The sequence below is a fragment of the Pseudomonas sp. Q1-7 genome (assembly GCF_028010285.1).
GTDB lineage: Bacteria > Pseudomonadota > Gammaproteobacteria > Pseudomonadales > Pseudomonadaceae > Metapseudomonas.
The window spans coordinates 1,703,236-1,716,981 of the sequence record NZ_CP116304.1; the positions used below are offsets into that span (position 1 = coordinate 1,703,236).

The window sequence follows — 13,746 nt, forward strand, 5'->3', positions numbered from 1 at the left end:
TTGGGCTTCGCCGCGCTCGGCGCCAGCCTGCGGTCAGAGCTGGCCGTCGGCGGCGAGCTGCACGTAGGTCGGGTCGAAGCGCAGCTTGACGTTGCCCTTGTCGCCGGTGACCACGCCCTTGGCGAAGCTCATGCCCACCGCGTTGGCGTCCTTGGCGCCTTCACCCAGCAGGCCGTGGTTGAACGAGAAACTGGCCACCTTGTCCATGGTCGCCGGCAGCTTCGGGCTGGTGACGAAGGCCAGGGCGTCGGCCGGGGTCTGGAACAGGCGGGTGGCGGCCAATTGCGACTGGTAGCCGGCCAGGTCGGTGCCGGAGGCCTTGGCCATGTGTTCCAGGGCGGCGGCGCTTTCGGCGGTGCCGGCATTCATCAGTGCGACGATCTCGAACCAGGCGCCGGTGAGTGCCTTGCCCAGGGCGGGGTTGGCCTGCAGCGTCTCGGTGTTCACCACCATCATGTCCATGATTTCGCCGGGTACCTTGCTGGAGTCGAATACCAGGCTGGTGCCGGGCTTGGCGGTGATCTCGGCGAGCATGGGGTTCCAGGTGGTCACCGCCTGGACTTCGCGGGTGTCGAAGGCGGCGGCGATGTCGGCGTCGGAGGTGTTGACCACCTGCACGTCCTTTTCCGAGAGGTCGGCGCGCTCCAGGGCGCGGGCCAGCAGGTAGTGGGAGACGGACAGTTCCACCAGGTTGATGGGCATGTCCTTGAGGTCGGCCAGGGTCTTGCCTTCGCCCTTGACCACCACGCCGTCATTGCCGTTGGAGAAGTCGCCGACGATCAGCGCGGTGCTGTCCACCCCGCCGGCGGCCGGAATGGTCAGGGCGTCCATGTTGGTCATGGTGCAGCCGTCGAACTGGCCGGCGGTGTACTGGTTGATGGATTCGACGTAGTCGTTGAGCTGGGTGACCTGGATCTCGATGCCGTACTTCTTCGCCCACTTGTCGACGATGCCTTGGGTGGCGCCGTACTCCCAGGGCATCCAGCCGGCGTAGAGGGTCCAGCACACGTTGAAGCTGTCCTTCTGGGCAGCGGCGGTATTGAAGCTGAGGGCGGCGGCGAGGCCGGCAAGGGCGAGGGCGAACAGACGGGACTTGCGCATGGAGAACCTCCGGTTCGGTTGAGGGCGGGCGGAGCTGCGCGGCACTTCCCTGCAAAGGGGCGCGTTCTCCCGGGCTTTTGTCCCGCCGTGTAACCTCGCTGGAGGTCGCCAGCTCTCGGACCAGTCATCCGCCTGCGCGGACCGGAACCCTAGCCAGCCATTGCAAATTGTGGTGCGTGGACCCGGTGGTCCGGGCAGCTCCTGCACACCAAAAGCAAAGCGAAGGCCGTGCCAAGATGGTTCGAGGGCTCTGGCGTGGGCCTTTCGCTGTAGTCGGGGTGATTCGGAGCGGGAACGGGTGCCCGCTCATGGGGCGTCGGGCGTCAACTTGGTGCGCAGCAACAACTGGCAACGGATTTTTCCGACAGATGCCGAGTGCTGTTCTGTAGGACGTGTTGTCCAACGCAGTGGGAGCCATCCCAGTCGCCGACATTTGTCTGCGCCGTCCCTCGCGGTCGAAGGAGGCCGCCATGTCCTACCGATCATTCATCCTTGCCGTACTCAGCCTGACCCTGGGCGGCTGCGCCGTCTACGACTACGACAACAACTACCCCAGCCGCCGCTACTACGGTGCCGACGACTACCGGGCGCACCGGTATTACTACGATCCGCCCGGTGCCTCCTATTACATCGTCGACAAGCGCTACGACGACCGTTACCACGAGCGTCGCCATTACGACCGTCGCCACTACGACGGTCGCAAGGACTACTACGACAAGCCCTACAAGCGCTATGACAAGCGCTACAAGGACAATGACCACCCGTACCGGCATGATCGCCGCTATTACCAGCCGCGCCAGGACAACTTCCAGGAACGCCGACACGACTACACGCCGCGCCTGCAGACCTGGGGCCGCAACGACCCGCAGCCCGGCTATCGCCAGCCCCACTACAAACAGCCCAGCCACCGTCAATCCGGCTACCGCCAGCAGTACCGGGTGCAGCCGGGCTACGAGGCGCGCCCGCACAACAATCCCCGTTACAACAACCGCAGCAACTGGTCGCTGCAGCAGCGTCGCTGAGCCAGCGCTTTCGGCGTTCGGCAAGACGCTTGTCACAACTCCCGCGCAGCCGGTGACCGGCTGCACGCGGAGGGGCTGAACACGCCACAGGCGGATGAACTCCGCGCGTCGTCAGGGGGTAGCGGCGGCGCCGGGTTCAGATCAGCCCCGATTCGCCATCATCGATGAGGTGCGAGATGCCACCCAGGGCTTCGCGCGCCTGGCTGCGGCTGAGCAGCTTGGACTGGGCGGCCGGCGGCAGGTCGGTGATGCGAATGACGCCCTTGTCCATCAGCACCGTGATCAGGTCGTCGAGCACGCGGATCATGTCCAGGTCGCTCTGCTGCAATTGCACCAGGCTGACCTGGGCCGCCTGGCCGGCGTACCACGCGCGCAATTCCTGGTCTTCGGCGGGCAGCGTCCCGCTCATGCCGTCGAATGCCGTGGTCTCGACGCGCACCAGGCGTCCTTCCGCATCACGCTGGATATACAGCATCGCTCCTGCCCCCTCCTCGAGATCGCTCGCACAAGGTTAGTTGCTGCCCCTTGGTCCCGCCCGTTCGTCGACCCGCCGGTCGGGCAATGCGCTGCCGTCGATCCGGGCTTCGCGGCCGTTCGTCGCTGCGGTGCGCCGGAGTGGCGCTGGAGGGCGCGATTTCCGTGGAGGAAACGCCGTTCAGTGGACAGGTGTAAGCACAATATCAAGTTGACATCAATTTCTAATTCCGCTGTAGAATTGACGTAATTCCGCGTAAGAATAAGAGAAATGATGGTTTATTGACGCGAGATTTTTGGCTCGGTCACTTGAATCTCTGCCGCCATACAAACCTGAAGTGTTGACATGAGCGTATCGAGCGATATTTCCAACCTGTTCAAGCATTTCGGCGGCAGTGTCGACCAGTACCAGGAGATTTCCCGGCGCGATGACGAGCACGATGCCCACAGCCGCTGGCCAGTCGTCTCGGCGGCCGACCCCCAGTCGCCCTCCCGTGACGGCCAGCGCAGTGGCCTGTTCGGCCAGCCCGCTGCCACGCCCGAGCCCCGTATCGAGCCGGTGATTCCGCCTGCCCCGCAGGTTCCGCAAGCGGCGCCCGTTGCCGAATCCTCGGCCTGGTCCGCCGCTGGCCTGCAGGGGCTGCTGGCCAAGCTGGCCCAGGAAGGCCGCGAGGAGGTCCGTCGTGAAAGGCCGGTCGATCACGTCCGGCCGCAACTGGATCACCTCAAGATCATCGCCGTGGTATCGGCCAAGGGCGGGGTCGGCAAGAGCACCCTGGCCGCCAATCTGGCCGCGGCCCTGCAGCGGGTGGGGCAACCGGTGCTGGCGCTCGATCTCGATCCGCAGAACGCCCTGCATCACCACTTCCAGCCGGCCACCGACCTGTCACCGGCGGCGCTCGACGCCGGCATCGCCCAGTCCGGGCGCGACTGGCGCGAGTTGGGCGTGCCGAGCATGAACGGTGTCTTCGTACTGCCCCACGGCCTGGTGGACGAGGACCAGCGGCGCGACTTCGAAGAGCAACTGGAGACCGACCCCTTCTGGCTTGCCCGACGCCTGCACGACCTGCAACTGGCCGAGGGCGCCGTGGTGATCGTCGACACCCCGCCGGGGCCGTCGCCGTACCTGCGCCAGGCCCTGTCGGTGGCCAATATCGCCCTGGTGGTCAGCCTGGCCGACGCCGCGTCCTACACGGCACTGCCGATGATCGACAAGCTGATCGAACGCTACACCGCTGGCCGCGACGACTTCCTCGGCAACGCCTACCTGATCAATCAGGTGGACAATTCGCGGCAGTTGAACAAGGACATCGCGCAGATCATGCACGGCCTGCTGGGCAAGCGGGTGGTGGGTGCGGTGCACCGCGACCAGTCCATTACCGAGGCCCTGGCCTATAACCGCAGTGTGCTGGATTACGACCCGCACGGCCGCGGGTGCCATGACATCCTCCATTGCGCACAGGCCCTGATCGGCCGGCTGGCGACACACGTCCGACACGGACAACCGGCATGACCGCACCGGCGCAAAGGGCCGGCGTCCTGGCGCCGGCCTCCGGTCTCATGCGGCTGCTGAGTCGGCCAGCCTGCTACCGGAGCCTGGCGCTGCTGGCCTTCGGCCTGCTCTGCGTCATCGTCGCGGTGCCCCTGGAGCTGGAATCGCAACTGCTGTTCTCGGCCGTCTGCATGGGGGCCGCGATGCTGCTGCGGCGCCGGGCCAACCGCCTGACCATCCTGGCGATGATCGTGCTCTCGGTCATCGCCTCGCTGCGCTACATGTACTGGCGCCTGACGTCTTCCCTGGGGTTCGACGACCCGCTGGACATGGTCTTCGGCTACGGCCTGGTGCTGGCCGAGTTCTACGCGCTGCTGGTGCTGCTGCTGGGCTACCTGCAGACCGCCTGGCCATTGCAGCGCAGGCCCTATCCGCTGCCGGCGGACCGCAGCCTGTGGCCCACCGTCGACCTCTACATTCCCACCTACAACGAGCCGCTGGACATCATCAAACTGACCGCCTTCGCCGCCCAGGCCATCGACTGGCCGAAGGACCGGCTCAAGGTCTACGTGCTCGATGACGGCCGCCGCGAGGAGTTCCGCGCCTTCTGTGCATCCGCCGGGATCGGTTACATCGTTCGCCCGGACAACAGCCACGCCAAGGCCGGCAACCTCAACTTCGCGCTGAAGCAGACCGGCGGCGAATACATCGCCATCTTCGACGCCGACCACGTGCCGACCCGTTCCTTCCTGCAGATCGGCATGGGCTGGTTCCTCAAGGACCCGAAGCTGGCGCTGCTGCAGACACCGCACTTCTTCTTCTCGCCGGACCCCTTCGAGAAGAACCTCGACACCTTCCGCGAAGTGCCCAACGAGGGCGAACTCTTCTACGGCCTGGTGCAGGACGGCAACGACCTGTGGAACGCCACCTTCTTCTGCGGCTCCTGCGCGATCATCAAGCGCGGTCCCCTCGAAGAGGTTGGCGGCATCGCCGTGGAAACCGTGACCGAGGACGCCCATACCGCGCTCAAGCTCAATCGCCTGGGCTACAACACCGCGTACCTGGCGCTGCCCCAGGCAGCGGGCCTGGCCACCGAGAGCTTGTCCGGCCACATCGGCCAGCGCATCCGCTGGGCGCGGGGCATGGCGCAGATCTTCCGCACCGACAACCCCCTGCTGGGCAAGGGGCTCAAGCTCGGCCAGCGGCTGTGCTACCTCAACGCCATGCTGCACTTCTTCTACGGCCTGCCGCGCCTGGTGTTCCTCACCGCGCCGCTGGCCTACCTGGTGTTCGAGGCGCAGATATTCCAGGCGCCGGCGCTGCTGATCATGGCCTACGCGCTGCCGCACATCCTCATCGCCAGCGTCACCAACTCCACCATCCAGGGGCGCTTCCGCCATTCCTTCTGGAACGAGGTCTACGAGACGGTGCTGGCCTGGTACATCATGCGCCCGGTGTTGCTGGCGATGGTCAACCCCAAGCTCGGCAAGTTCAACGTGACCGCCAAGGGTGGGGTGATCGACCAGAGCTATTTCGACTGGAAGATGGCCCGTCCCTACATCCTGGTGCTGCTGCTCAACCTGTTCGGCGCCCTGGTCGGCCTGGTCAAGCTGGGGGGCGACCCGGACGCCGACGCCGTGACCCTGCTGATCAACCTGATGTGGACGCTGTACAACATCGTCATCAGCTCCGCCGCCGTGGCGGTCGCCGCCGAGGCCCGGCAGATCCGCGCGGAACCGCGTGTGTACGCCCGCCTGCCGGCCACCCTCGGCCTGGCCAACGGCAAGACCGTGGTCTGCCACACCAACGACTTCTCCCAGAGCGGCATCGGCATCAGCCTGCCCGAAGGCGTGCGGGTGGAGCGCGGCGAGAACGTCCAGGTCTCGTTGTTCCGCGATGCCGAGGAAGGCGTGTTCCCGGCCACCGTGGTGTTCGCCCGTGGCCAGGTCCTGGGCTTGAACTTCGTCGACCTCGACCTGCGGCAGCAGCGCGAGTTGACCCGCATGACCTTCTCCCGCGCCGACACCTGGGCCGCCACCTGGGGCCAGGGCGCGGTGGATACCCCCCTGCGCGCCTTGCGCGAGGTTTCCGGCATCGGCTGGCGCGGCATCCGCCTGCTGTCCCGGGCCAGCTTCGCCGAACTGGCCCGCAGTCTCCGTTCACTGGCCCTTGCAGCCAAAACCCAAGCGAGGAATTCATGAGTCTCCAGCGCAACGGAACGTCTTCCGTCTGGTTCGGGCTGGCCCTGTCGGTCCCGCTGCTGCTGGCCAGCGCCACGCCCGCCGGGGCGGAAGAGGCCGCTGCCGTCGCCGATCCCGCGACGAGCGCGCCCGCCGAGGCCGCGCCGGCCGATGCCGGCCTGAGCTACCGCTACACCCTGCGCCAACTGGGCGCGAATTACCCGATGAACCTGCGCGGCATCGAAGGCAGCGACAGCGTCAGCTTCGACGTGCGCGCCGACCAGGTGGTGACCGGCGCCTCCCTCAACCTCGAATACAGCTACTCGCCGGCCCTGCTCAGCGACCTGTCGCAGATCAACGTGCTGGTCAACGACCAGGTCGCCGCCAGCCTGGCGCTGCCCAAGGAAACCGCCGGCACGCCGCAGACGCAGGTGGTGGATATCCCGGCGCACCTGATCACCGAGTTCAACCGTCTCAGCCTGCAGCTGATCGGCCACTACACCATGCAGTGCGAAGACCCGCTGCACTCCAGCCTCTGGGCCAAGATCAACAACGGCAGCCAACTGGACCTGCGGGTTACCCCCATCAGCCTGCCGGACGACCTCGCCCGCCTGCCGCTGCCGTTCTTCGACCCGCGCGACGCGAGCCTGCTGGAGCTGCCCTTCGTATTCGCCGCGAACCCCGACGAGCGCAGCCTGGAGGCCGCCGCCGCGGTGTCCTCCTGGTTCGGCGCCCTGGCCAGCTACCGGGGCGCGAAATTCCCGGTGAGCGTCGGCCAGTTGCCGGAGAAGGGCAACGCCATCGTCCTGCTCGGCGGCGACGCCGGCATCGCCGGTATCGAGGCACCCCGGGGCGACGCCCCGAGCCTGACGCTGATGGCCAACCCCAGCGATCCCTACGGCAAGCTGCTGGTGATCGCCGGCCGCGACGGCGAACAGCTCAAGCAGGCCGCCCGTGCGCTGGTCAGCGGCAACCGCGCCCTGTCCGGCGCCAGCGTGACCATCGAGCGCATCGACAGCCTGGCGCCGCGCAAGCCCTATGACGCGCCGAACTGGCTGCCCAGCGACCGCCCGGTGCGGATCGGCGAACTCATCGACGCCAAGCGCCTCAGCGTCTCCGGCTACGATCCGGGCACCATCAGCGTCGACCTGCGCCTGCCGCCCGACCTGTTCAACTGGCGCCAGCCGGGCGTGCCGCTGCACCTCAAGTACCGCTACACGCCGCAGCCGGTCTCGACCAACTCGTCGCTGCTGGTGAGCGTCAGCGGCAAGTTCGTCAAGTCGTTGCCGCTGCCGTCCCTGGAGCGCCTGAAGGACGACGAGCCGTTGCTGGCCCGGCTGCAGTCCGACGACAGCCTGATCCGTGAAACCGACCTGCTGCTGCCGCTGGACAGCCTGCCGCTGCAGTCGGCCCTGCAACTGCGCTTCATGTACGACTACATCAAGCAGGGCGAATGCCGCGACATCATCATCGACAACATGCGCGGGGTCATCGAGCCGGACTCCACCCTGGACCTCAGCGGCTACGACCACTTCATCGCCATGCCCAACCTGGGTGTGTTCCAGAGCACCGGCTTCCCCTTCACGCGCATGGCCGACCTGTCGGAGTCCGCCGTGGTGCTGCCGGAGGGCGCCGGTGTCGAGGAGCTCTCGGCGTTCCTCACCGTGCTCGGCCGTTTCGGTGAGTCCACCGGCCTGCCCGCCACCGCGCTGACCGTGGCCCGGGCCGAGGACGAGGCGGCGCTCAAGGGCAAGGACCTGCTGGTGTTCGCCTCGGGCAGCAACCAGCCCCTGCTGGAGCGCTGGGCGGCGCACCTGCCGGCGAGCCTGGACGGCGACCAGCAGCATTTCGAGCTGTCGGACCTGGTCTACCGCATGCGCAACTGGTTCAGCAGCGACGAGCGCGCCAACCTGCGCCAGGCCCACGCCAGCCTCACCACCCGTGGCGGCACCGCCAGCGCCTACCTGAGCGGCTTCGAGTCGCCGCTGGACAGCGGCCGCAGCGTGGTGGTGATCGCCAGCGGCAGCCCGGACAGGCTGTCCGACGTCACCGCCGCGCTGATCGGCGGCGAAGACTACAAGGAGTCGATCCAGGGCAGCCTGGCCGTGATCAACGGCAAGCAGGTCAGTTCCCTGGTGGCCGACGAGCAGTACTTCGTCGGCCACCTCGGCTGGTTCAAGTACCTGCAATGGCTGATGTCCCGCCACCTGGGCCTGCTGCTGCTGGTCACCGCCCTGGGTGTGGGCCTGATCAGCCTGCTGCTCTTCGTCAGCCTGCGGGCCCGTGCCCGGGCCCGCCTGAGCGACTGAGGCGCGCCCATGAGCCGAACCCGAACCGCGTGGTTGCCGCGCCTGTGCACCGGCCTGTTCGCCAGCCTGGCGAGCGCCGTGGCGCAGGCCGCCACGTGCGACGCCAACTGGCCGGACTGGCAGCGGTTCGCCGAACGCTGGGTGCAGGATGACGGCCGCGTGCTGGAGTCCAGCCTGCAGCCCGACCACAGCACGTCGGAGGGACAGGCCTACGCGCTGTTCTTCGCCCTGGTGGCCAACGATGCGCCGCGCTTCGAGAAAATCTGGCGCTGGAGCCGCGAGAACCTCGCCGGCAACGCACCGCAGCACCAGTTGCCGGCCTGGCTCTGGGGCAAGGGCGAAGACGGCCAGTGGAAGGTCCAGGACCCGAACTCCGCTTCCGACGCCGACCTCTGGTTCGCCTATGCCCTGCTGGAAGCCGCACGGCTGTGGCGCAAACCCGAGTACCAGGCCGACGCCGGGCGCCTGCTGGGCCGCGTCAAGGCGCAGGAAATGGCCGACCTGCCCGGCCTCGGGCCGATGCTCCTGCCTGGGCCGGTGGGCTTCGTCCAGCCCGATCACCTGTGGCGCCTGAACCCCAGCTACCTGCCGCTGCCGCTGCTGCGCCGCCTGGCGCGGTTCGAGCCGGACGGCCCCTGGCGGGCCATCGCCGAAAACACCGCGACCCTGCTGGTGCGGGGTTCCGCCCATGGCTTCGTCGCCGACTGGGTCGGCTATCGCGGCACCTCCGAGGGCAGCGGCCTGTTCGTCGACGATCCGTTCAAGGGCGATGTCGGCAGCTACGACGCCATCCGCGTCTATCTCTGGGCCGGCATCACCGATGACGCCGACCCGCTGCTGGCCAAGGTGCTGGCCAGCCTCGACGGCATGGCCAGGGTCACTGCCTCCAGCGGCGTACCGCCGGAAAAGGTGGCGGTGCAGCAGGGTCGCGGCGAAGGGGCCGGACCGTTCGGCTTCTCCGCCGCCCTGGTTCCCTATTTCCATACGGCGCGGCAACCCTGGCTCGCCGACCTGCAGTACAAGCGCGCCAGCGCCGGCCTGGAGGCCGCGCTCGCGGGCGAGCGCAAGGCAGACCAGCCGCCGGTTTATTACGACTACATGCTCAGCCTCTTCGGCCTCGGCTGGGCGGAGAAACGCTACCGCTTCGACGCCGAAGGCAGCGTTCACACGTTCTGGGAGTCTCCATGTTCCGCCACCACCCGCTGACCCTCGGTCTCATGCTCGCCCTGGCGCAGGGCGTCGGCCACGCCGACGACAGCGACGCCCAGAGCCTGTTGATCCAGCAGGGGCAGTTCTGGCAGGCCCAGGACAAACCCAAGCGCGCCGCCGAAACCTGGAACAAGCTGTTGCTGCTCGACGCTGCCCAGCCCGACGCCCTTTATGGCCTGGGCGCCATCGAAGTGCAGGCCGGGCAGTTGCGCAAGGCCGGTGAATACCTCGCTCGTCTGCAGGCCATCCAGCCGCTGCCGCGCCAGGCGCTGCAACTGGAGCAGGACATCCGCCTGGCCGAGCCGGCCAACCGGGAGAAACTGGAAGAAGCGCGCCTGCTGGTGGACAACGGTGAGCGCGAGCAGGCCGCGGCGGTCTATCGGCAACTGCTGGGCGGCAAGCCGGCCCAGGGCCTGATCGGCCGCGAGTACTACAACAACCTGGGCTTCACCGAAGGCAACTGGGCGGAAGCCCGCGGCGGGCTGGAGCGCCTGGTGCGCGAACGCCCCGACGACGCCTTCGTCGACCTGTTTCTGGCCAAGCACCTGGCCCGGCGCGAGGACACCCGCGCCGAGGGCATCCGCGCCCTGGCCAGGCTGTCCACCCGCGAGGACATCGGCGGCGACGCCGACGAGAGCTGGCGTCTGGCGCTGACCTGGATGGGCGCGCCGAACAAGGCTCAGGCGCCGCTGTTCGAAGACTTCCTCAAGGCCCACCCGGACGACGAGGAAATCCGTGCGCTGCTGGCCAAGGGCCGCAGCCAGCCCGCCGCCGGGACCGGCGCCTGGCAGCGCGACGCCGGCGTGGCGCGCGGGCTCGAGGCGCTGGAACGGGGCGACCGGGCCAGCGCCGAACGCGCGTTTTCCGCACGCCTGAAGACCCACCCCGACGATGGGGACGCCCTGGGCGGCCTGGGTGTGCTGCGCCAGCAGCAGGACCGTCTGGACGATGCCGAGGTCTTGCTGAGCAAGGCCGTGCGGCAGAAGGGCGGCAGCGCCTGGCGCAAAGCCCTGGATGAGGTGCGCTACTGGTCGCTGTTGCAGCGCGCCCGCGATGCCCAGGCCAAGGGCCGTGGCGCCGAGGCGCGCCGCCAGTTGGAACAGGCCATTCGCCTGAAACCGCGCGACGTCGCCGCCCAGGCCGCGCTGGCCGACCTTCAGGCCGAGCAGGGCGACTACGCCGCCGCGGAGGCGGGCTATCGCCGGGTCCTGGCGCAGCAGCCTGCCAACGCCCAGGCTCGTCGCGGCCTGATCGCCGTACTCGGCCCACAGGGCAAGCAGGAGGAAGCGCTGCGCCTGATCGAGGCGCTGCCCAAGGCCGAACAGGACAAGGTCGGTGGCCTGGGCCAGATGCGCGCCGAACAGGCCATGCAGCGGGCCCGCCTGGCCGAACAGCGCGGCGACCCGGCCGGGCAGCGCGCCGCCCTGGAGGAAGCGCTGCGCCATGACCCGAACAACGCCTGGGCGCGTTTCGCCCTGGCCCGCCTCTATGTCGGCCTGGGCGCCGTCGAGGAGGCGCGCAGCCTGGTGGACGGCCTGCTGGCCAGCCAGCCGAAGGACCCCGACGCCCTCTACACCAGCGCCTTGCTGTCGATGCAGCTCGGCGAATGGCAGAAGGCCCGTGACAGCCTGGCGCGGATTCCGCCGGCGGCGCGCAATGCCGACGTCAACCGGCTGGTGGGCGAGGTGGATTTCAACCTGCGCCTGCAGGACATCCAGGCGCTGAACAAGACCGGCCGCTACCAGGAGGCCCGTGCCTTCCTGGTGCGCCTCGAACCCCAGGCCGCCAGCCACCCGCAGCGTCTGGCGAGCCTGGCCACGGCCTATGCCGAGGCCAGGGACCCGCAGCGCGCCATCGCCATGATGCGCGACCTGCTGGCGCGCAGTCCGCGCGCCGAACCGGGCCTGACCCTGCAATACGCCGGGGTGCTGCTGCAGGCCGACCAGGACGCCGAGGTCAGCGCCATCCTGCGGGACTTGCAGGGGCGCAGCCTGAGTCCGGACGAGCGCCGGCAGTACGACGACCTGCTGTTCCTCTACCGTGTCCGCCAGGCTGAGAAGCTGCGCGAGCGCGGCGAACTGGCCGCGGCCTACGAGACCCTGGCGCCGGCCCTGGCGCAGCGGCCGCAGGACAGCCTGGCGGTGTCCGCCCTGGCGCGCATGTATGCCGCCAACGGCAACCCGAGCAAGGCCCTGGAACTCTACAAGCCGCTGCTGCAACGCCAGCCCGACGATGCCCGGCTGCAGATCGGCGCCGCCGACATGGCCGCCCAGCTGCGCGACGACGGTTTCGCCGAGCAGTCCTTGCAGCGTGCCCTGAAGCTGGCGCCGAACGACCCGGACATCCTCACCAGCGCTGCGCGCATCTATCGCCAGCAGGGCCGTTCGGGCAAGGCCGCCGAGTTGCTGCGCAAGGTGGTGGCCCAGGAGCAGCGCCAGTCGAGCAGCCCGGCCTTCGCCGCCAGCGCGCCGGCTGCCGCCGCCCAGGCCAACCCCTTCGCCGGCATCGGCACCGCCGCCGCGATGTCGGGCGCCATCCCGGCGCCGGTGGGCGCCGAGCCGGCGGGGCAGGGCGAGCGGCTGCCCGCCACCGACCCCCTCTCCGCCGCGCCCATGGCGGTGCCAGCGGCGACCTACCTGGCCGATCCCTACGGCGGGGCGCTGGCTTCCACCGATGCCTACGGACAAACCGCAGCGGCCCTGGCGGCCAACCCCTTCGCCGAGCCGCCGGCGGCCGCCCAGGCGGACCCGCGCGCCGGCATGAGCGAGGCGGCGCGCGCCCTCGACGACATCATTCAGGAGCGCAGCGGCTTCGTCGCCCAGGGCCTGACCATCCGCGCCAACGACAGCGAATCCGGGCTGAGCCGTCTGAGCGACATCGAGGCGCCCTTCGAGGCGAACATCCCGGCCGGCGACAACCGCCTGGCCGTGCGGGTCACGCCGGTGGCGCTGAATGCCGGCAGCCTCGATGACGACGCCGCCAGCCGCTTCGGCGGTGGGCCGGCCGCCTCGGCCGCCAACCCGGGCCTGTCGCCCGGCTCGCAGAAGGACGCCGGGGTCGGGCTGGCCGTCGCCTTCGAGAGCCCCGCCGAGGGCGTCAAGGCCGACCTCGGCACCACGCCCCAGGGCTTCCTCTACAGCACGGCGGTCGGCGGCGTCAGCGTGCAGCGCCCCTTCGCCAGCAACCCCAACCTGCACTGGGGCGCCAAGCTGTCGCGGCGCGCGGTGACCGACAGCCTGCTGTCCTTTGCCGGCGCCGAGGACAAGCGCACCGGCCAGCAGTGGGGCGGGGTCACCGCCAACGGCGGGCGTGCCGAACTGAGCTACGACGACCAGGAAGTGGGCACCTACGCCTACGGTTCCTGGCACCGCCTGCTGGGCAAGCATGTCGAGGACAACAACCGTGGCGAACTGGGCGCCGGCGTCTACTGGTACTTGCAGAACGACGACGACAGGCTGCTCACCGCCGGCCTGAGCATGACGGCCATGGCCTACGACGAGAACCTCGGCCAGTTCACCTACGGCCACGGCGGCTACTTCAGCCCGCAGACCTTCTTCGCCATCGGTGTGCCGGTGAGCTGGGCGCGCCGCTACGACCGCCTGAGCGTGGCGCTGAAGGGCTCCCTGGGCGTGCAGTTCATCGACCAGGACGAGGCCGACTACTTCCCCGGCGACGCCAACCTGCAGGCCGAGGCCAGCCGCGTCCTCGGCCGCGAGGCGGTGTACCGGGGCGAGAGCAAGACCGGGGTCGGCTACAGCCTCGCCGGTGCCGCCGAATACCAACTGGGCAGCCACTTCTACGTCGGCGGTCACCTGGGCCTGGACAACGCCCAGGACTACCGCCAATGGAACAGCGGTCTGTACCTCCGTTACCTGTTCGAGGACATGACCCGGCCGATGAAGCTGCCGGTCAGCCCTTACCAATCCCCCTATTCGAACTGATCGAGTCAAGGAGCCGTT

At 68.7% G+C, this 13,746-nt stretch carries 8 protein-coding genes and 1 riboswitch; of the genes, 6 read left to right on the plus strand and 2 right to left on the minus strand.

Annotated elements, in window-relative coordinates; all coding sequences use genetic code 11:
• Positions 1-33: 33 nt before the first annotated feature.
• A complete protein-coding gene (locus PJW05_RS07890; RefSeq protein WP_271411162.1) occupies positions 34-1,101 on the minus strand; it encodes a putative urea ABC transporter substrate-binding protein in 1,068 nt (355 codons plus the stop codon).
• A 64-nt stretch (positions 1,102-1,165) separates the two neighbouring features.
• Positions 1,166-1,265: riboswitch (guanidine-I (ykkC/yxkD leader) on the minus strand.
• Between the two features lie 306 nt (positions 1,266-1,571).
• On the opposite strand from PJW05_RS07890, the gene PJW05_RS07895 reads away from it, so the two are divergent.
• Positions 1,572-2,123 carry a hypothetical protein gene (locus PJW05_RS07895; protein WP_271411163.1) on the plus strand — a complete coding sequence of 184 codons (552 nt, stop codon included), beginning with the start codon at positions 1,572-1,574 and terminating at the stop codon, positions 2,121-2,123.
• A gap of 136 nt (positions 2,124-2,259) precedes the next feature.
• Here the strand turns inward: PJW05_RS07895 and PJW05_RS07900 are convergent, their stop codons facing one another.
• Positions 2,260-2,598, minus strand: a complete 339-nt coding sequence (locus tag PJW05_RS07900) for a tryptophan synthase subunit beta (protein WP_271411164.1) — start codon at positions 2,596-2,598, stop codon at positions 2,260-2,262.
• A gap of 345 nt (positions 2,599-2,943) precedes the next feature.
• Between PJW05_RS07900 and bcsP the strand changes: the two genes are divergently transcribed.
• Genes bcsP through PJW05_RS07925 form a run of 5 tightly spaced genes read left to right on the plus strand, consistent with a single transcriptional unit; the run spans position 2,944 to position 13,728 of the window.
• Positions 2,944-4,110, plus strand: coding sequence for a cellulose biosynthesis protein BcsP (bcsP, locus tag PJW05_RS07905; protein ID WP_271411165.1), 1,167 nt, complete (start codon positions 2,944-2,946; stop codon positions 4,108-4,110).
• Complete coding sequence (bcsA, locus tag PJW05_RS07910; protein ID WP_442969215.1) at positions 4,107-6,290, plus strand: UDP-forming cellulose synthase catalytic subunit; 2,184 nt, start codon at positions 4,107-4,109, stop codon at positions 6,288-6,290. Before bcsP ends, bcsA begins: the two co-directional genes overlap by 4 nt.
• A complete protein-coding gene (bcsB, locus tag PJW05_RS07915) occupies positions 6,287-8,578 on the plus strand; it encodes a cellulose biosynthesis cyclic di-GMP-binding regulatory protein BcsB (protein ID WP_271411166.1) in 2,292 nt (763 codons plus the stop codon). Before bcsA ends, bcsB begins: the two co-directional genes overlap by 4 nt.
• 9 nt (positions 8,579-8,587) lie before the next feature.
• Complete coding sequence (gene bcsZ / locus PJW05_RS07920) at positions 8,588-9,784, plus strand: cellulose synthase complex periplasmic endoglucanase BcsZ (RefSeq protein ID WP_271411167.1); 1,197 nt, start codon at positions 8,588-8,590, stop codon at positions 9,782-9,784.
• Positions 9,763-13,728 carry a cellulose biosynthesis protein BcsC gene (locus PJW05_RS07925; protein WP_271411168.1) on the plus strand — a complete coding sequence of 1,322 codons (3,966 nt, stop codon included), beginning with the start codon at positions 9,763-9,765 and terminating at the stop codon, positions 13,726-13,728. The genes bcsZ and PJW05_RS07925 overlap by 22 nt, the downstream gene beginning before the upstream one ends.
• Positions 13,729-13,746: the final 18 nt, after the last annotated feature.